Below are 19567 nucleotides of genomic sequence, written 5' to 3' on the forward strand. Positions count from 1 at the left end.
GCGCGGTTACTTTCATGCACGAGTGCGCGTTTTAGGGGGCGCGAAACAGGTTGAAAGGTGCACGTGAGGGCCGGGCACTCCGAAGTCTTCACAGACTGAGGGGCGCTTCACGGGGCCCCGTAACCGTCAGAGCGCCTCCGCGCCCCTCTCCCGCAGTGCCTGCTCGTACTGCTGGAGTACCCACAGTTCGTTCTGTACGGCGGCCAGCTGGGCCGGGTCGCCGTGGGCGCTGAGGCGGGACAGGCTGCCCTGGACGTCGCGGATGCGGCGGTCGACGGCACGGCGGCGGACCATGACGAGCTGGTCGCCCGCGTAGGTCTCGTCGACCGTCTTGCGCATGATCGCCTCGACGGCCAGCTCGGTGACCATGGCGCGGGCCGCGTCGTCGGGGGCGGCCTCGCGGACCCTGACCAGGTACTCCTGGGGGTCCTGGACGCCGTACTCCGAGCCGCCCGCCTCCATGATCACCTGGCGTACGGCGGCGTACGGCGGGGCGGTGAACTCGTCGATCCCGTAGGCGTCGAACGCCGGGGAGACCAGCTCGGGGCGCTGGAGGGCGAGTTTGAGCAGCTCGCGTTCGGTGGCGAAGACCGGGTTGCGGAGGGTCAGGGCGGGGCCGCCGGCGGGTGCCTGGACGGCGGCGCCGTACGCCTGCTGGGAGCGCTGCTGCGAAGGCGCGGGGCCCTTGCCGCCGCGGTCGCGGGACCAACGGGCCAGCTGGGCCACCCGCTTGACCACGAACTGGGTGTCGAGGATGCCGAGCATGCCCGCGAGCTGTACGGCGACCTCGTGCTGGGCGCCGCTGTTCTTGATGCGGGCGACGATGGGGGCTGCCTCGTCGAGGGCGGCCGCACGCCCGGCCGGGGTCTCCAGGTCGTACCGCAGGATGATCTGGCGCAGCGCGAACTCGAAGAGCGGGGTGCGGGGTTCGGCCAGGTCGGCGACCGCCGCGTCGCCCTTCGCGAGGCGCAGCTCGCAGGGGTCCATGCCGTCCGGGGCGATCGCGATGTAGGTTTCGGCGGCGAACTTCTGGTCGTCCTCGAAGGCACGCAGGGCGGCCTTCTGGCCGGCCGCGTCGCCGTCGAAGGTGAAGATCACGCGCGCCGAGCCGTTGTCCATCAGGAGGCGGCGGAGGATCTTGATGTGGTCGGTGCCGAAGGCCGTGCCGCAGGTCGCGATCGCCGTGGTGACACCCGCCAGGTGGCAGGCCATGACGTCGGTGTAGCCCTCGACGACGACCGCCCGGCTGGCCTTGGCGATGTCCTTCTTGGCGAGGTCGATGCCGTACAGGACCTGGGACTTGCGGTAGATCGCCGTGTCGGGCGTGTTCAGGTACTTCGGGCCGTTGTCCGACTCGTACAGCTTCCTCGCGCCGAAGCCGACGACCTCGCCGCCGATGTCGCGGATCGGCCACATCAGGCGGCCGCGGAAGCGGTCGATGGGGCCACGGCGGCCCTCCTGGGAGAGGCCGGAGAGGAGCAGTTCCTTGTCGGTGAAGCCCTTGCCGCGGAGGTAGCGGGTGAGGTGGTCCCAGCCCTGGGGGCTGTAGCCGACGCCGAAGTGGGCGGCTGCCGACTGGTCGAAGCCGCGCTCGGCGAGGAACTTGCGGCCGGTGTCGGCCTCGGAGCTGGTGTCGAGCTGTTCGATGTAGAACTGCGCGGCCGCCTTGTGGGCCTCGACCAGGCGGATGCGCTCGCCGCGCTGGTGGGCGGGGTTGTACCCACCCTCCTCGTAGCGCAGCGTGATGCCCGCCTGGGCGGCGAGTCGCTCGACCGACTCGGAGAAGGTGAGGTGGTCGACCTTCATCACGAATGTGATGGTGTCGCCGCCTTCCTGGCAGCCGAAGCAGTGGAAGAGCCCCTTGCTGGGGCTGACCTGGAAGGACGGGGACTTCTCGTCGTGGAAGGGGCAGAGACCTTTCAGGTTTCCGCCGCCCGCGTTGCGCAGCTGGAGGTACTCGGACACGACGGCGTCGATCGGGACCGCGTCCCGAACCGCCTTCACGTCCTCGTCGTTGATCCTTCCGGCCACGCATGGATTCTACGGTGAGGGTGTGACAGTCGAGCGCCGCTGTAGGTCATGGGATCAGGCTGTCCAGCGGAACGTGCGGGTCGGCGAGCGCCTCGGTGTCCACCTGGGCCCGGGATCGGATCAGTTGCTGGATGGGCTCCGTGACGTCCCACACATTCACGTTCATCCCGGCCAGCACCCTTCCGTCCTTCAGCCAGAAGGCGATGAACTCCCGCTTGCCGGCGTCTCCCCGGATCGCCACTTGGTCGTACGTCCCCGGGGGCGCCCAGCCCGAGTACTCGAGCCCGATGTCGTACTGGTCGGAGAAGAAATAGGGCACACGGTCGTACGTCAGCTCGCGGCCCAGCATCGCGCGGGCCGCCGCGGGGCCGCCGTTGAGGGCGTTGGCCCAGTGCTCGACGCGCAGCCGGGTGTCGAAGAGCGTGTGGTGGAAGGAGGCGACGTCGCCGGCCGCGTGGATGTCGGGGTCGGAGGTGCGCAGCCGTTCGTCGACGGCGATGCCGCCGCCGTGTGCGCGGTCGGCGATCTCCAGGCCCGCGGCCTCGGCGAGTCCGGTGCGTGGGGCGGCGCCGATCGCGGCGAGCACGTCGTGCGCGGGGTGTTCCTCGCCGTCGTCGGTGCGGGCGGCGAGCACCAGGCCGTCCTGGCCGACGATCTCGGTGAGCCGGGCGCCGAAGTGGAAGCGGACGCCGTGCTCGCGGTGCAGGTCGGCGAAGAGCTGGCCGAGCTCGGGGCCGAGGACCGCGTGCAGCGGGCTCCCCTCGGGTTCGACGACGGTGACCTCGGCGCCGTACTCGCGTGCCGCCGCCGCGACCTCCAGGCCGATCCAGCCGGCGCCCGCGATCACGATGTGCCCGTTGTCGCGGCCAAGGGCGGTGAGGACGCCCTTGAGGCGTTCGGCGTGGGCGAGGCGGCGCAGGTGGTGGACTCCGGTGAGGTCCGTGCCCGGGACGTCCAGGCGGCGGGGCTCGGCGCCGGTCGCGATGAGGAGCTTGTCGTAGTGCACGAGGGTGCCGTCGTCGCCGTAGCGGACGGTCTTGGCGCTCCGGTCGATGGCGTCGACGGTCTGGCCGAGGTGCAGCTCGATGTCGTTGGCCGCGTACCAGGCGGGTTCGTGGACGAAGACGCTGTCTCGTTCCTCCTTGCCGAGGAGGTAGCCCTTGGAGAGCGGCGGGCGTTCGTAGGGGTGGTCGCGCTCGTCACAGATCAGTATCACCCGCCCGCTGAAGCCCTCCGCTCGGAGCGTCTCGGCCGCCTTCGCTCCGGCCAGTCCGCCTCCGACGATGACGAATGTCTGATCCGCGTCGACCACTTGATGCCTCCTCGTAAGGATGTCGCCATATGCGAGCGTCCCGCACGCAGCGTGATGGGGGAAGAGGGAGAGACCCGATCAGGCCACGCAGGGTCACACTCCGCGGGCCCCATGAGACCGCGTGGTGAGTCTGAGGTGCAGGGAACGCGCCGAGGCGTCGGTGAGTGAGGCGATGTGGTCGACGATCACACGCTTGCGTGCCCTGTCGTCCGGGGCCTCGTCGAAGAGGGCGCGGAACTGCGGGTCGAGGCCGTCCGGGGCGCGGACGGTGAGCGCCTGGGCCAGTTCGGCGACGACGATCCGCTGATCGGCGCGGAGCGCTTCCTGCTCGGCGCGCTGCATGACGTACCGGTCGGCGACGGCCTTGAGGACGGCGCACTCCAGGCGCGCGGCGCGCGGGACGACCAGCTCCGCCGCGTACCGGGTGAGCCGTCCGGTGCCGTACGCCGCGCGTGTGGCGCCCTCCGCCGCGAGGCAGAAACGCCCGATGAGCTGGCTGGTCGCGTCCTTCAACCGGGCCTGCGCGACGGCCGATCCGTCGTATCCGTGCGGCCACCAGTCCTGGTCGAGGAGCCGGTCGAGGGCTTCGGCGAGCTCCTCGGGGTCGGTGTCGGCGGGCACGTACCGCCCGATGGCCACCGCGAAGACCGCCTGCCGTTCCGGCTCGGCGTGCAGGCAGTTGGGGTCGATGTGGCCCGCGTGCAGACCGTCCTCGACGTCGTGCACGGAGTACGCCACGTCGTCCGACCAGTCCATGACCTGGGCCTCGAAGCACGTACGGGTGCCGGGGGCGCCCTTGCGGATCCAGTCGAAGACGGGCCGGTCGTCCTCGTAGACCCCGAACTTCCGCGACTTGGGGTCGGTGGGGTGGCCGCCGCGCGGCCAGGGGTACTTGGTGGCGGCGTCGAGGGCGGCGCGGGTGAGGTTGAGGCCGACGCTGACGAGCTCGCCGGTGGCATCGGAGCGGACGAAGCGCTTCGGCTCGATACGGGTGAGCAGGCGCAGCGACTGCGCGTTGCCCTCGAAACCGCCGCAGTCCTCGGCGAATTCGTTCAGCGCCTGTTCGCCGTTGTGTCCGAAGGGCGGGTGGCCCATGTCGTGCGAGAGGCAGGCCGCCTCGACGAGGTCGGGATCGCAGCCGAGGGCCGCGCCCAGCTCGCGGCCGACCTGGGCGCACTCAAGGGAGTGGGTCAGGCGGGTGCGGGGGCTGGCGTCCCAGATCTGGCTGCTGGTGCCGGGCGTGACGACCTGGGTCTTTCCCGCGAGGCGGCGCAGGGCGGCGGAGTGCAGTACGCGGGCGCGGTCGCGCTGGAAGGCGGTGCGGCCGGGACGCTTGTCGGGCTCGACGGCCCAGCGCTCGGTGGAGGTGGCGTCGTACTCACTCCACGTCGCGTTGTCCTCGTACGCGGTCTCGGTGTGCTCGGTGTGCTGAGTGTTTTCGGTCTTCGGTGCGGTGCCTTCCATGCCCCGACAGTAAACGCAGGCGGTGACAAACGGGGCACAGCTGTCCGTTCAGGACCGTGCTTCAGGCGGTGGCCAGCGCGCGTTCGGGGGCTGGTTCGGGGGTCGCGACGGCCTGGTCGTAGCGGTGCAGGACGAGGCGGGCCATCGCCGGGTGGTCGCCCAGGGGCTCGGCGGCGATCCAGGGGGCGGCCGCGGCGCACTCGGTGGCGAAGCGGCCGGGGGCGGTGAAGTACGAGGCGACGGCGATGCGGTGGCGGCCGCGGGCGGCCATGGCGCGCACGGCGGCGGCGACGGTGGGCGCGGCGGCGGACGCGTACGCGGGGACGACGGGAACGCCCAGGCGCTCGGCGAGGAGGTGAGCGGTGCGGCGGGTGTCGACGGCGGCGTCGGGGTCGCGGGAGCCCGCGGCGGCGAGCACGATGCCGCTCGCGCGGCGCGTCGAGTCGCTCATCCGCGTCCGCCAGCCGGCCTCGACGAGCCGCGCGTACAGCGTCTCCACGAGCAGCGGGTGCGGGCCGAGCGGGGCGGCGACGCGGGTGCGCAGCGGCGCGGCGGCGGCCGCGGCTTCGGGGATGTCGCGCTTGACGTGGTAGCCGCGGCTGAGCAGCAGCGGCACCAGGACGGCTTCAACGGTCCGGGCGCTCCGGGTGCTCTGGGCGCTCCGGTCGCTCTGGAGGGACGCGAGCGTGTCGGGCAGCAGGGGCTCGTTCAGCTCGATGTGCCCGAGGTGCACGGCCAGGTGCGGGCGCAGTTCGCGGATCCGCTCGATCAGGCTGCGTACGGTGCTCAGCGTGCGCGGGTCGCGGCTGCCGTGCGCCACGAGGACGAGCGCGGGCGGCGCGGGCCGGCGAGCGCCGTCGATCGAGACGAGGCTGAGCTGGCTGCCGAGCTGGCTGGTGATCGCGTTCATGAGTTGCGCCGTACTGTCGAGGTGGACGCCGCCGAGCGGCCGGGGGCCACCGGGGCTGAGCGAGGACTCGTCGCGTACTGGGTTCGACGCCGTCATGGAGAGAGCCTGACGGTACGAGGTTGCGGCGCCGTTGCGCGGGCATGACGGGTGTTTTCCGGGGGTTCACGACGGGGTGTGCGGGAGTGTGAGCCTTCTTGACCTGCGGTGACAGGATTCCGAGTGAAGCTGGTCACGCCACGGACGCGAACCGGATCACTGTTCGACGCGTCCTTCTTGGTCGAGGCCACCTGGGGAGGGGACCGTCCGATGCGCCGTCCGAAGCTGCCGAAGCTGCGCAGACCGCGCCTGCCGCGCCTGCCGCGCACCCGTGCCGGGCAACGGCGGGGCGTGCAGGCGCTGATGCTGCTCTGCGTGCTCGCGCTGCTTCCGTCGACCTGGATGTACGCGGTGACGGGCGACCGGCTGCGCACGACGGCGGACGCTCCGCGCACCGAGGTCGCGGTGGTCTTCGGCGCGGGTCTGTGGAACGGCGAGCCGTCCCCGTACCTCGCCAACCGCCTGGACACGGCGGCGAAGCTGTACCGGGCGGGGCAGGTCGAGGTCGTCCTCGTCACCGGCGACAACAGCCGCGAGGACTACGACGAACCGGACGCGATGCGCACGTACCTGACCGAGCACGGTGTGCCCGACGGGCGGATCGTCAGTGACTACGCGGGCTTCGACACCTGGGACTCCTGCGTCCGCGCGAAGAAGATCTTCGGGGTCGACCGGGCCGTACTGATCAGCCAGGGGTTCCACATCCGTCGCGCGGTCGCGCTGTGCCAGGCGGCTGGCGTCGAGTCGTACGGGGTCGGGGTCGACGCCAAGCACGACGCGACCTGGTACTACGGGGGCGCGCGGGAGGTCTTCGCGGCGGGGAAGGCAGCGCTGGACGCGCTGTTCAAGCCCGATCCGCGGTTCCTTGGGCCGAAGGAGTCCGGGGTCGGGCAGGCCTTGGCGGCGGCGGGCGAATGATGGCGGTCACCGAGCTCACGCCCGCGGAACGCCGCGTCTGGGAGGCCTTCCCGCTCGGCGAGGGAATCGACTTCCGCGAGAGCGACGACGAGGACTCCGCGGCCGGATCGTCGTGGGGTCCCGAGCGGACCGTACGCGGCGAGGTGCTGCGGGCCCTGCTGATCGACGGACCGGCCCACGACGGTGAGATCGCAGGCCTGAAGTTGACGGGCGCGCGCATCACCGGGCAGCTGGATCTCACGTACGGGACGGTCCAGCACGCCGTACGGCTGCGGTCCTGTCACTTCGAGCAGACCCCGACGCTCTACGGGGCGGAGATCCGCGCCCTGGTCCTGAGCGACTCGGTGCTGCCCGGGCTCACCGCGGGAAACCTGCGCGTCGACGGGGCGCTGCGGCTCAGCTGCTCCCGTATCACCGGCCCGGTGCGGCTCCAGGGGGCGAAGGTCTCCGGCGCCGTGTTCATCAACGGTGCGCACCTGGGCCGCCCGGCGGCACCGGACACTCCGGACTCGGACGCCCCCGAGGAACCGGCCCTCCAGCTCAACCACGCGGACATCGGCACCGACCTGTGGGCCGTCGGCCTCGTCGCCCACGGCCAGGTCCGGCTGAACGGGGCCACGGTCGGCGGGCAGGTGAACCTCGACAACGCCGAGCTGCACACGCCCGGCGGCACCGCCCTGCACGCCGAGACCCTCTCCGTCGGCACCGACCTGCGTGCCATGCGGCTGCGCGCCCATGGCCGGGTCAACCTGAGCGGCTCCCGGATCCCGCACCAGCTCAACCTCGCCCACGCCCGGCTGTCCCACCCCGAAGGGCAGGCCCTGCGCGCCAGCAGCTGCGTCATCGGCGAACTGTGGCTGCGCGACGCCGCCCCGATCGTGGGCGCCGTGAACCTGCGCCGCTCGACGCTGGACCTTCTGCACGTTCCCCCGGCGGTGTGGCCCGCTCGCGTCCGGATCGACGGCCTCAGCTACCGCAGCCTCGCCCCGCATCTCCCCGCGAAGGAGCGACTGCCGCTCCTCGAACGGGAGGAGGGCGGCTATCTTCCGTACGCCTACGAGCAGTTGGCCACCGCGTACCGCACCGCGGGCGACGACGCCGCCGCACGCACCGTCCAGCTGGCCAAACTCCGCCGGCACCGCAACACCCTGCCGCGCTACGCCCGGTTCTGGGGCCATCTGCAGGACGCGACCGTCGGTTACGGCTTCCGCCCGATGCGCGCGGCCGGCTGGCTGGTGCTCCTGCTGTTCACCGGCGCCCTCGCCTTCACGCTGAACCATCCACAGGCGCTGAAGCCCGACGAGGCCCCCGACTTCATTCCCGTGTTCTACACCCTCGATCTGCTGCTGCCGATCATCAGCTTCGGGCAGGAGGAGGCGTTCTCGCCGCACGGCTGGTACCAGTGGCTCGCCTATCTGCTGATCGCCATGGGCTGGATCCTGGCGACCACGATCGCGGCGGGCGTCACGCGCTCACTGAACCGTCAGTGACGCTCGGCGGCCGTCCTCACGGCGCCCTCCGCCCGGCCGGGAGGTCCCCGTCCCGGCCGCGTAACGCCCGCCGCCTCTCCCCGTAACACTCCCGACGCACGCTGACCGGTATGCAGGCCACCGCGACGCCCACCCACTGCCCGTACTGCGCCCTGCAGTGCGGGATGAACCTGGTACCCACGCCCGACGGCGGCGTCGAGGTGACGGAGCGCGCGGACTTCCCGGTGAACCGGGGCGCGCTGTGCGGCAAGGGCCGTACGGCGCCCGCGCTGCTGTCGTCCCGGGTGCGGCTGACCTCGCCGTTGATCCGGCGGGCGGGCACTCTCGAACCCGCGAGCTGGGAAGAGGCGCTCGACCGGATCGCCGAGGGGCTGTCCCGCACGCGGACGGAGCATGGCCCGGACGCGTGCGGGGTCTTCGGCGGCGGCGGGCTCACCAACGAGAAGGCGTACGCGCTCGGAAAGTTCGCGCGTGTCGTCCTTCGCACCTCGCAGATCGACTACAACGGCCGGTTCTGCATGTCGTCCGCGGCGGCCGCCGGGATCAAGGCGTTCGGCCTGGACCGGGGGCTGCCCTTCCCGCTGGAGGACATCCCGAGGACCGGCTGTGTGATCCTCGTCGGCTCCAACCTCGCCGAGACGATGCCGCCCGCGCTGCGCTACCTCACCGAGCTGAAGGAGAACGGCGGCACGCTGATCGTCATCGACCCGCGCCGCACCCGCACCGCCGAGCAGGCGGACCTGCATCTGGCGCCGCGCCCGGGTACGGACCTGGCGCTCGCGCTGGGAATGCTCCACCTGATCGTGGCGGAGAGGCGTACGGACGAGGGGTACATCGAGGAACGCACCAGCGGCTGGGAGGAGGCGCGGGCTGCGGCGATGGCGCACTGGCCGGAGTACGTGGAGCGGATCACGGGGGTATCCGTTCCCGAACTCCGGGAAGCTGTACGGCTGTTCTGCGAGCCGGAGAACGCCATGGTGCTCACCGCGCGCGGGCCCGAGCAGCAGTCCAAGGGCACCGACACCGTGGGCGCGTGGATCAACCTCTGTCTGGCGACCGGGCGTTCGGGGCGTCCGCTGTCCGGCTACGGCTGCCTCACCGGGCAGGGCAACGGGCAGGGCGGGCGCGAACACGGCCAGAAGGCCGACCAGTTGCCCGGCTACCGCAAGCTGACCGACCCGGCGGCACGCCGCCATGTGGCCGAGGTGTGGGGAGTCGACCCGGACTCGCTGCCGGGGCCCGGGCGCAGCGCGTACGAACTCCTCGACGCGATGGGTACGGACATCCACTCGCTGCTGCTGATGGGCTCGAACCCGGTGGTGTCCGCGCCCCGGGCCGCCCACATCGAACAGCGCCTGAAGTCACTGGACTTCCTCGCCGTCGCGGATGTCGTCCTCTCCGAGACTGCCGCTCTCGCTGATGTCGTACTCCCGGTCACCCAGTGGGCCGAGGAGACGGGCACGACGACCAGCCTGGAGGGCCGCGTCCTGCTGCGCCGCCGGGCGATCACCCCTCCCGACGGCGTACGCAGCGACCTCGACGTCCTGCACGAACTGGCCGACCGGCTGGGCGTGGAGAAGGGCTTCCCGAGGGACCCGGAGGAGGTCTTCGAGGAGCTGCGCCGGGCGAGCGCGGGCGGGGCGGCGGACTACTCGGGGATCACCTACCGCCGGCTGGCGGAGGAGTCGGGGGTCTTCTGGCCGTGCCCCTCCGCCACTGGGGAGACCGGCGCCGGGGTCCATCCCGGCACCCCCCGTCTCTTCCTCGACCGGTTCGGCACCGAGGACGGGCGGGCCCGGTTCGTCGCCGTGGTGCACCGTCCGCTCGCCGAGGAGCCCGACGACGAGTACCCCGTGCTGCTGACCACCGGGCGGGTCGTCGCCCAGTACCAGTCGGGCGCCCAGACGCGGCGCGTCGACGAGCTGAACGCCGCCGCGCCAGGACCGTTCGTGGAGATACACCCACGGCTGGCGGCGCGGCTGGGGGCCGGGGAAGGCGATCGCGTCGCCGTGGTCTCCCGGCGCGGACGCGCCGTCGCACCGGCGCGGATCACCGGCACCATCCGGCCCGACACGGTCTTCATGCCGTTCCACTGGCCGGGTGAGGGGCGCGCCAACACCCTGACCAACCCGGCACTCGACCCGACTTCGCGGATGCCGGAGTTCAAGGCGTGTGCGGTACGGCTGGAAGTGCTGCCGGGCTCCTAGGCGCTCCCGCGTCTCAGCCGCCGGTGTGCCAGTCGCCGCCCTCGATGAGCTTGCCGTGGGCGCGGAGCCGGGCGGCGACCGCGGGTGCGGCCACGTAGACCCAGGCGTGCACGGTCGTCCCGTCGGCACGCGTCACCTCGCGCGTGACGCGCTCGTAGAGGTTGCGTGGGTCGCCGGGCACGTACTCCTCCAACTGGTCGAGCGCGGCGAGCAGTTCGCCGTACGCCCCTTGCCCCGCGGTCACCAGCTCCCCGCTCACCACTCCCCCGGGTTCCTCGACGGCGTACGGATATCCGGGGCCCTCGTAGAGCACGACTCCGCGCATGCGTCCCGGCTCCTCGGACTCCGTACGTCCTCGCAGGAAGAGGTCGTGATTGTGCTCGCCGGGGCGGAGGGTGCCGTAGACGAAGAAGGGGGTCGTGGCCATGGCGCGGTCTCCCTTCCGAGGCCCTTTCGCGGGCCTTTCCTGATGCCCGTTCCGGGGCCCTTTCCGATGCCCGTTCCGGAGTCTTTGCAGAAACGATTCTTGCCCCCCGAAGACCCTCACACACCCACACACATCCGCCAGTAGGCGCTCTGGACACACCGTGTCATGGACCTTTAAATCTGAGATCAACTTCAGCGCCCCCGTCCCCCACGTACGCGCCCCCATCACCCCCCACGCGCCCCAAGGCGCCGTCCCTAGGAGACCGATGAGTCAGATACGGCCGATCCGTGGTTCGATCCGTGGTTCACGCCTCGCCACCGCCGGCATAGCCACGGCCACCGCCACACTGCTGGCCGCCGCGCTGACCCCGACCGCGGAGGGGGCGGACCGGCCGAGCCGGGACACGGTGCTGAGCAACGCCGCCGCGGTGCTCGTCGACGAGGCCGCACGACTCGGCCTGACCTCCGCCCAGGGCACCAGCGTCCGCGATGTCGTGATCGACGCGGACGGCACCCAGCATGTGCGGTACGACCGGACATATCGTCAACTCCCGGTGCTGGGCGGCGACTTCGTGGTCCACCTGGCCCCGAACGGCTCCTACCGCAGCGCCGACCGGGCCACCACCCGCGCCATCTCCCTCTCCAGCGTCACGCCCAGCCTGTCCGCCCCCAAGGCCGCCGACCTGGCCACCGCAGCGCTGCGCGCCGTGAACCTCGGCGAGACCCTGCGCAAGCTGACGGCCAAGCCCCAACTGGTCGTCGACGTGCTGCACGGCGCGCCCCAACTGGCCTGGCGCACCGAGGTGGTGGGGCAGGACTCGCTGGGCAACCCGGTCGGCCGCACGGTGCTGACCGACGCCGGCACCGGTCGGCAGATCGACGCGTGGGACAACATCGAGACGGCGACCGGTGACGGCCAGTCCCTCTACGGCGGCAAGGTCCCGGTGAACACGACCCTGTCCGGATCGACGTACCAGCTCACGGATGCGACGCGCGGCAACACGTACACGGGCGACGCCGCGAACAAGACGGACCTGTGCATCCTGGGGATCTGTCTGAGCCGCGCCCCCGCGACGGTCTTCACGGACGCCGACAACCACTGGGGAACCGGGGCGACTTCGGACCGCGCGACGGCCGCGGTCGACGCCCAGTACGGCACGGACGTGACCTGGGACTACTACAAGAACGTCCATGGGCGCAGCGGCATCGCGGGCGACGGCAAGGGCTCGTACAACCGCGTGCACTACGGGACCAACTACAACAACGCGTTCTGGGACGACAGTTGCTTCTGCATGACGTACGGGGACGGTGACGGGACGACGTTCGGTCCGCTGGTGTCGCTGGACGTGGCGGGCCACGAGATGTCGCACGGTGTCACGTCGAAGACAGCGGCACTGACGTACTCGGGTGAACCCGGCGGCCTGAACGAGGCGACGTCCGACATCTTCGGCACGCTGGTGGAGTTCTACGCGAACAACTCCTCGGACCCCGGTGACTGGCTGATCGGCGAGAAGATCGTGAAGTCCGGCTTCGGCCGGTCCGCCCTCCGCTACATGGACCAGCCCTCCAAGGACGGCAACTCCGCCGACTGCTGGAGCAGTTCGGTCGCCAACCTGGACGTCCACTACTCCTCGGGCGTCGCCAACCACTTCGCGTACCTCCTCGCCGAGGGCAGCGGCCCGAAGACCATCGGCGGCGTCGCCCACAACGGCACGACGTGCAACAGCTCGACGGTGACCGGCATCGGCCGGGCCAAGCTGGGCGCGATCTGGTACCGGGCGCTGACCGTCTACATGACGTCCTCGACCAACTACGCGGGGGCACGCACGGCGACGCTCAACGCGGCGAAGGATCTGTACGGGGCGGGTAGTGCGGAGTACGTCGCGGTGGGGGCGGCTTGGAGCGCCGTTTCCGTGGGCTGAGTTCCGGCCGGCCCAACAGCCCAACGGACCTGAGGTCGCCCCTGCCGCACGACCGGCGGGGCGGCCTCCAGGCGTCTGAGGCGGTGGATGGACAAGGGCCTGCCCGTGCTACGACGGTGTCCGCTTCACCTCCACGGAGAGGTCGTTGTCGATCGTGTAGTAGGGACGCAGGGAGACGCCGCCGACAGTGACGGCCGGATAGACGAAGATCTCCTTGCGGTCGGCCAGATCATCGAGCAGACGGCCGACCCGGATCCGTGGCGCTCCCGCGGCCGGTAGGAGGAAGATGTCCCAGACGCTGTTGCCGGTACCGCCCGCGGCGACCAACTCCTGGTGGTCCACGGTGAAGGAGAAGTCCCGGTCGTCGCCCCCGGCGCGGGGTTCGAGGGTCTGCACGACGCCGGCCGCGCCCCGCTGACGCAGCAATACGGCGGCTCCCTCACCGAGGGAGGCACCATGCAGCCGGGCCGCGACCGTCATCGACCGGTCCGTGACATCGATGGCGCCGGCCTCCGAGTGGGCGGTGCGCAGCCAGGCCCGTACGGCGAGATAGCCGTCCTTGGTGGCATACGGGATCCGGACGGCCACCGGCGACTGCCGGTCACGGGTGTGCCCGTCGACGAGGGTCCGCTGGTCCCGCAGCCCCGGGCGCAGCCGCAGCCGCTCCTCTCCCGGCTCCCGCAGGAGATACGCGTCCCACCGGCCCTCCGCGAGACCGGGTTCCGGATCGAGGACGGCGCGTCGGCTGCCGTCCTCGGCGGGCTCCAGATCGATCAGGTGGACAACCTGTTCCGGCTGCCCCTTCTTGGGGCGGAGCCGTAGCAGCAGTTGGGGGCGGAGGGCCGAGTCCAGCCGCAGACCGAAGGTGATCCGCCCGTGCGCGTCGACCGTGCAGTCCGCGCGGAGTTCTGTGGCGCCTGCCATGCTCATCGACGTCCCTTTCGTACCGTTTGCAGCGCACTGCTGGCGGCGGCATAGGCCGCGTCGCGTGCGGCGAAGCTCTTGCCTGCCAGGACCCGGCGCAGTCCGCTGCGTTCCGGCACGACCGGCTGCCCCGACCCTCTGGCCGAGATCACCTCGTCGAACAGGCGCTCGGCCTGCGCCACCACAGGTCCTGGGGCGAACCGGCGCCCGTTCTCCAGGGCCGCGCGGCCCATGCGGCGGCGCAGCGCGTCGTCGCGGACGAGTTCCAGCAGTGCGGCGCTCAGGGCGTCGCGGTCGTGCACGGGCACCAGCCTGCCGTCGACCCCGTCCTCGATGATCTCGCCCGGCCCGTAGGGGCAGTCGGTGCTCACCACGGGCAGCCCGCAGCGCATCGCCTCGACGATCGTCATGCCGAACGGCTCGAAGTTGGACGCGGCCGCGCCGATGGAGCCCTTGACCCACTCCGCCTCCATGGGGGTCGCCGCGCCCATCAGGAACACGTTGTTCCACAGGCCGAGGTCCTCGATGAGCCGCCGGAGCCGGTCGTGCTCCTCACCCTTGCCGTAGATGCGCAGCCGCCAGTCCGGGTATGCGGCCGCGACCGGGGCGAACGCCTCGATGAGGAGGTCGTAGCGTTTCACCGGCACCAGTCGGCCGGCCGCGACCACCACCTTCGCGGTGCCGTCCGCGGCCGCCAGCGCGGGGTCGGGAACGCTGTTGGGGAGCGCTTCCACACGGACCCCGGGCAGCAGCATCCTGCGCCGGTAGTCGGCGGCGTCCGCCTTCGTGACCGTGGTGATGGCATCGAGCTGTGGGTAGGCCCGGCGCAGTGCGGTGCGCAGCCGCGGCGGATGGTTCTCCAGGGTGAGGTGCTCCTGTCCGATGCGTACGACGCGGCGCGGAGCCTGGAGCGCGAGATGGACGTTGATCCCCGGCCGGGTGCCGATGACCACGTCGGCGTCGATCGTCTCCAGGTACTCGCCGATCCGCTGGTCGGTCAGTTCGCTGTACTGCTGGTAGCGGTACTCGGCGGAGGGGAACACCTTGGCCGGTCTCTCATGCAGCGGATGCTCCTTCTCCTGCCGCAGGTCCACCAGCGCCCGAAGCGCCACTCTCGGGTCCGCGGTGAAGTTCGGGCGCTCCCGGTGCCGCAGCACGGAGACGATCTCCACGTCGTGCCGTTCGGCCAGCGCCTGGGCCAGATTGAAGGTGGTGGTGATCGTGCCTCCGATTCCGTAGGCGTTGTGGATCAGGAATGAGATCTTCATGACCGGTAGACCCTGTCGATCCCCCTACGGTTGCCTCTCGTTACCGCTTTGTTTACCGCCGCACGGTTCAGCTGCCGCGGGCGGGGGCTCTCTGCCGGAAGCGCCGTGTGCCTGTGCGGTTCGGCCTCGTCCGCCGCGAATCGCTGGAGCAGCGCGCCAGTCCAAACCCGACCGGTGAACCATGCCCGAAAAATCCCCATACCCCGAACCATTTTCCGCAAGCCTCTTGCCATTGCAAGTAATAAGCAACAAGCTATATCGGTCCTTACCGCACGCACGGGACCCGGAGCCGCCCATGCCCCACCTGCTGCCGAACGCAGGACCCCAACGCATCCTCGCCGCCTCGAACTTCGTCTACACCATCGGCAGCGGCCTCTACCTGACCGCCGGAGTCCTGTACTTCACCCAGGCGGTCCACCTCCCGGCAGCCCAGGTGGGACTGGGACTCGGCATCGCCGGCTTCGTCTCGCTCGCACTCGGCATCGGCGCGGGTCACCTCGCGGACAGACACGGAGCGCGCGGTGTCTACGCGGCCACGCTCGTCGTCCGGGCGGCGGCGACGGCCTGCTTCGTACTGGCGGACAGCTTCTGGCCGTTCGTGCTGGCGGTATGCGCGGCCACCGGGGCACAGGCCGCCGGAGTGGCCGCGCGCAGCCCGCTCATCAGGCACTACGGAGGGGACCGGCCGCAGGAGTTCCGGGCCTACCTCCGTTCGGTGACCAACGTCGGCATCTCCCTCGGCGCCCTGCTGGCAGGCTGGGCCGTCCAAGTCGGCAGCCACACCGCCTACCACCTTCTCGTCATCGGCATCGCGGTCTCCACCGCGGCCTCAGCGGTCGTCCTGGTCTTCCTGCCCCCGGTCGCGCCCGCCCCGGTCACCGGTGGCGGGCCGCGCTGGATCGCGCTGCGGGACCGCCCCTACCTCCTGCTCACCGCCCTCGACGGCGTCATGGCCATCCAGTTCAAGGTGCTCACCGTGGCCCTTCCGCTCTGGCTGGTCGTGGCCACCACCGCCCCGCACTGGCTCATCTCGGGCACCATGCTCGTCAACACCGTGATCGTCATCGTGTTCCAGGTACGAGCCAGCCGCGGCATCGACTCCCCCACGGCCGGCGGAGGCGCCTACCGCCGGTCGGGCGTGGCCTTCCTCGTCTCCTGCTCGCTGTTCTCACTCGCCGCGGGGGTACCGGCCTGGGCCGCCGCGACCCTGCTGATGGCCGCGGTGGTGATCCATGCGGTCGGCGAACTGTGGCACTCCGCCGCCGGCTTCGAGGTGTCCTTCGCCCTCGCCCCGGAGCGGGCCACCGGCCAGTACCTGGGCGTGTTCGGCCTGGGCGCCGGGCTCGCCGAAGCCCTCGGTCCCGCCCTGCTGATCTCGCTCTGCATCACCTGGGGCCGCCCCGGGTGGTACGTCGTAGGAGCCCTGTTCGCCCTCACGGGCCTGGCGGCTCCACTCGCCGTCCGCTGGGCTCAGCGTCAACAGCACGCCGAGCAGACCGAGTTCGACGCCCTGGAAAAGAGGGTGAGCCCGGATCGGCCGAGCGGCAGACTGGCCGCATGATCGGATCAGACCCCAAGGACGACCTCCGCGTCTATCTTCAGGACGCTCGCGACGCTCTGCTCTGGAAGCTCGAAGGGCTGTAGGAGTACGACATCCGCCGGCCGATGACTCCGACCGGCACCAACCTGCTGGGGCTGGTCAAGCACATGACCGGTGCCGAGGCCGTGTATCTCGGTGACACGTACGGCAGGCCGTTCGGCGGGCCGCCGCCGCCCTGGGTTCCCGGCAGCGACGCCGAGCCGGACTCGGACCTGTGGGCGACCGCCGACGAGTCCCGTGAGGAGATAGTCGAGCGGTACAGGCGGGTGTGGGCCCATTCGGACGCGACGATCGAGGCGCTGGACCTCGACTCGCTCGGCCTGCTGCCCGGGAAGATGCGGAAGGAGATGCGGCTGAAGATCACGCTCCACCGAACGCTCGTCCACCTGATCGCCGAGACCGACCGTCACGCCGGGCACGCCGACATCATCCGGGAACTCATCGACGGGGCTGTGGGACAGCGGACCGGGAACGACAACATGATGTCCGGCGACGCGGCGTTGTGGGAGGAGCGTCGGCTTCGGCTGGAGCGTGCGGCTCAGGAGGCGGATGCTGTGCGGCTGGGAGGCGGACACCGACCCCGTACGGCAGCTGACTGACTGCCCCACTCAGGGGCGACAGCACGCCCTGGTCACGCCAGGGACCGCAGCGGCGGTTTCTGCCCCGACATCGCCGGCGGCTGGAGCAGCGGGGAGGGCTCGGGGCCGGGATCCTCGGTTCCTATGACGCCGGCGGCAGAGTGGTCGAAGCCGGTGGGCCAGCGGGTGTGTTCGCTGGCCAGGGCGCCCGTCAGGCGTGCTTCTGCAAGGTCGGCCGTGCTCAGGTCGGTGCCCCGCAGGTCGGCCAGGCGCAGGTCGGCACGGCGAAAGACCGTGTTCCGGGCGTCGGCCTTGCGCAGATTCGCCTCCCGCAGGTCGGCCTCGGTGAAGTCGGCGTCACGCAGGTCGGTTTCGACCAGCCGCGCACCGCGCAGGTCGGCCAGAACGCAGCGGGCCCGGCGGACAATCGCCGTCTTCATGTCGGCATGCCGCAGGTTCACCGCGACCAGCGACGCCTGGGTCAGATTGGCGTGGTAGAGACCCGCCGCCTCCATGCAGGCGCGGTCGAGGTTGACCTCGGGCAGCCACAGCCCGTCGCAGTCGGCCCGTCGCAGGTCGGTGGCGCTGACGTTGACCCAGGACTGCTCCCGGTGTTGGCACAGCACGCCGAGCGCGGTCAGTGCCACCTGGGCGTCGGCGGCGCGGGTCTCCAGGGGTGCCACGTCGTTGATCGGTACGTCCGCCGCGGGTGACTCCGGTCCGGTGGGTGGCCACGGCAGATGCGTACGCAGATACGCGGCCTGGATCGAGATGATGGCCTCGCGGTCCCGGGCGGACTGCTCCGCGATCCGCCACAGGGCGTGCAGCCCGCCGATGCGCACATCCAGCTTGTCGCTGCCGAGTTGGTCGACCGCCCGGGTGAACCGGTCGGTGACGTAGCCCTCTTGCGTGGCGCGCAACCCGTCCTGACTCATCCGCAGTTGCCGCCATGTGGCGTACGCCCCGAAGAGCAGGATCAGGCCTCCGACGACCTGCAGAAGCGTCGTACGGACGGAGTTCACCGCGCTCAGCCGGTCCTTCGGGTCGACGCTCGCCCCGGCGAGATCGTGGTCGACCACCACACCCGGCAGCAGTACGAACACGACGCCCAGGACAGCCAGTCCGGCCGCCCCGGCGATCAGTGATACAGCCGTACGATGCCCGCCCAGCCGCTCGTGCCAAGGCCGCCGGCCGCGATCCGGGTCCCCCGTCTCCATGAGCACGGGAGCCTATAGGACGACGTCAGGAGTGGTGGCCGTGCCCCGAGCGGGAGTTGAGCCCCTCCGTCTACCGCGCCAGACCATGGAGCAGGTCCGTCACGCGCCCCGGGTCCGAGGGGCCGAGGTGGCCGGCGTCGGGGAAGTTGTGGACCGTGAAGCGGTTGGTCGGGGTGAGTTGGTCGGCTTCCGCGATCATGCGGTCCTGGAGTTCCGGGGCGACGGTCCTGTCCTTGCCGAACCGCAGATAGGTGCGGGGGATCCGCCCCCATGTGCCGGCCCGCCCGACGGCCCGGCCCGCGTACGCCGTCATCGACTCGTCCGTCTGCATGCCCCCAAGGACCCGCAGAAACTCGGCGTCCGTGCGGTCCGCGCAGATCATCTCCTTGAACACCGCGAGGTCTCGGCGGCTGGTGGTACGCCAGTTGAGCCGCAGCACACCCAGTTTCCCGGGGTCCCCGATGATCTGGTCCACCGGGCTGATGGAGTGCTGCCCTTCGGGCGAGGCCGCGCAGTCGTTCAGGGACGGCATGGTGCGGCTCGGGCAGAAGGCGGCCATGTAGCAGATGTGCGCGAGGAGTTCGGGGACCGCGTCGGCGACCCTGCTGACCGAGAGGCCGCCCATACTGTGTCCGACCAGCACCACCGGTCCGCCGTGCCGCGCGGCACGGCGTACGGCGTCGGTGACGCGCCGCTCGAAGTCGTCAAGCGTGATCGCGGCGAGCGGTGAGGGTTCCGTCGCGAGGGCGGCCGGGTCCTGCGTCTGGTACGCCTGCGGCACGAACTCCTCGGCACCGTGCAGTGGTTGGTCCACCGCGACGACGCGGTGCCCGCGCAGCGCCAGCTCCCTGCCGATCGCGCTCCAGAAGGCACCGGCACTGTGCGTGCCGTGCACCAGGACGTACGTACTGACTCTCCCGTTGCCGCGTCCCTCAGCCGCCCTCGCCGTCCCCGCACCGGCGCCGACGGCGAGCGCGGAGCCGCCCGCCGCCGCCAGCCCCCACAGCGCGCGCCTGCGCGAGAGCCCCGCGGAATCCAGGGCCGTGCCAGTGGTGTCCGCGCCGGTCGCGTCCATGCCGCCCGTGGTGTCCGTGCGGCCCTTGCTTCCGTCATCAGTAGTCATGCCGACGACACTATGAACGCTCCCGCCGCCTCGACATGGCTCTGCACACCCGGCCGACGGTGCACTTGGCAACACCTCCGG

At 71.1% G+C, this 19567-nt stretch carries 14 protein-coding genes and 1 pseudogene; 6 read left to right on the forward strand and 9 right to left on the reverse strand.

From position 1 onward, the window contains the following. Positions 1-126 precede the first annotated feature (126 nt). The 4 genes from dnaG to OG219_RS16000 form a co-directional block, all read right to left on the reverse strand. The gene (gene dnaG / locus OG219_RS15985) at positions 127-2031 is read right to left on the reverse strand and encodes a DNA primase (RefSeq protein WP_266827075.1); all 1905 of its coding nucleotides are present in this window, start codon (positions 2029-2031) and stop codon (positions 127-129) included. Positions 2032-2077: 46 nt separating this feature from the next. Next, positions 2078-3343: an NAD(P)/FAD-dependent oxidoreductase gene (locus OG219_RS15990; RefSeq protein ID WP_266827077.1), complete on the reverse strand. Its 1266-nt coding sequence runs from the start codon at positions 3341-3343 to the stop codon at positions 2078-2080. A 93-nt stretch (positions 3344-3436) separates the two neighbouring features. Beyond that, a complete protein-coding gene (locus tag OG219_RS15995; protein ID WP_266827079.1) occupies positions 3437-4807 on the reverse strand; it encodes a deoxyguanosinetriphosphate triphosphohydrolase in 1371 nt (456 codons plus the stop codon). A gap of 61 nt (positions 4808-4868) precedes the next feature. After that, positions 4869-5813 carry a sirohydrochlorin chelatase gene (locus OG219_RS16000; RefSeq protein WP_266827081.1) on the reverse strand — a complete coding sequence of 315 codons (945 nt, stop codon included), beginning with the start codon at positions 5811-5813 and terminating at the stop codon, positions 4869-4871. A gap of 210 nt (positions 5814-6023) precedes the next feature. Here OG219_RS16000 and OG219_RS16005 point away from each other — a divergent pair, with 210 nt between their 5' ends. From OG219_RS16005 to OG219_RS16015, 3 genes are all read left to right on the forward strand, one after another. After that, positions 6024-6731, forward strand: coding sequence for a vancomycin high temperature exclusion protein (locus OG219_RS16005; protein ID WP_266827083.1), 708 nt, complete (start codon positions 6024-6026; stop codon positions 6729-6731). Then, positions 6731-8221, forward strand: coding sequence for a membrane-associated oxidoreductase (locus tag OG219_RS16010; RefSeq protein WP_266836107.1), 1491 nt, complete (start codon positions 6731-6733; stop codon positions 8219-8221). The genes OG219_RS16005 and OG219_RS16010 overlap by 1 nt, the downstream gene beginning before the upstream one ends. 110 nt (positions 8222-8331) lie before the next feature. Continuing rightward, positions 8332-10428, forward strand: a complete 2097-nt coding sequence (locus tag OG219_RS16015) for a molybdopterin oxidoreductase family protein (RefSeq protein WP_266827085.1) — start codon at positions 8332-8334, stop codon at positions 10426-10428. A 13-nt stretch (positions 10429-10441) separates the two neighbouring features. On the opposite strand, the gene OG219_RS16020 is transcribed toward OG219_RS16015, so the two are convergent. After that, positions 10442-10855: a gamma-glutamylcyclotransferase family protein gene (locus OG219_RS16020; RefSeq protein WP_266827087.1), complete on the reverse strand. Its 414-nt coding sequence runs from the start codon at positions 10853-10855 to the stop codon at positions 10442-10444. A 265-nt stretch (positions 10856-11120) separates the two neighbouring features. Between OG219_RS16020 and OG219_RS16025 the strand changes: the two genes are divergently transcribed. Next, positions 11121-12776, forward strand: a complete 1656-nt coding sequence (locus OG219_RS16025) for a M4 family metallopeptidase (protein WP_266827089.1) — start codon at positions 11121-11123, stop codon at positions 12774-12776. A 108-nt stretch (positions 12777-12884) separates the two neighbouring features. Here the strand turns inward: OG219_RS16025 and OG219_RS16030 are convergent, their stop codons facing one another. After that, entirely contained in the window at positions 12885-13706 is an 822-nt protein-coding gene (locus tag OG219_RS16030; RefSeq protein ID WP_266827091.1) for a transferase, read from the reverse strand. After that, entirely contained in the window at positions 13703-14968 is a 1266-nt protein-coding gene (locus OG219_RS16035) for a glycosyltransferase family 4 protein (RefSeq protein WP_266827093.1), read from the reverse strand. The genes OG219_RS16030 and OG219_RS16035 overlap by 4 nt, the downstream gene beginning before the upstream one ends. Before the next feature lie 295 nt (positions 14969-15263). Here OG219_RS16035 and OG219_RS16040 point away from each other — a divergent pair, with 295 nt between their 5' ends. Continuing rightward, positions 15264-16529 (forward strand): MFS transporter, encoded by a 1266-nt coding sequence (locus OG219_RS16040; protein ID WP_266827094.1) that lies wholly within the window; start codon positions 15264-15266, stop codon positions 16527-16529. Then, positions 16526-17167: pseudogene (locus OG219_RS16045) on the forward strand (DinB family protein). The gene OG219_RS16040 and the pseudogene OG219_RS16045 overlap by 4 nt, the downstream one beginning before the upstream one ends. A gap of 32 nt (positions 17168-17199) precedes the next feature. On the opposite strand, the gene OG219_RS16050 reads toward OG219_RS16045, so the two are convergent. Both OG219_RS16050 and OG219_RS16055 read right to left on the reverse strand, forming a co-directional pair. After that, complete coding sequence (locus tag OG219_RS16050; protein WP_266827096.1) at positions 17200-18363, reverse strand: pentapeptide repeat-containing protein; 1164 nt, start codon at positions 18361-18363, stop codon at positions 17200-17202. A 70-nt stretch (positions 18364-18433) separates the two neighbouring features. Continuing rightward, positions 18434-19438, reverse strand: coding sequence for an alpha/beta fold hydrolase (locus OG219_RS16055; RefSeq protein ID WP_266836108.1), 1005 nt, complete (start codon positions 19436-19438; stop codon positions 18434-18436). Positions 19439-19567: the final 129 nt, after the last annotated feature.

This window comes from Streptomyces sp. NBC_00038 (assembly GCF_026343635.1).
Taxonomy (GTDB): domain Bacteria; phylum Actinomycetota; class Actinomycetes; order Streptomycetales; family Streptomycetaceae; genus Streptomyces.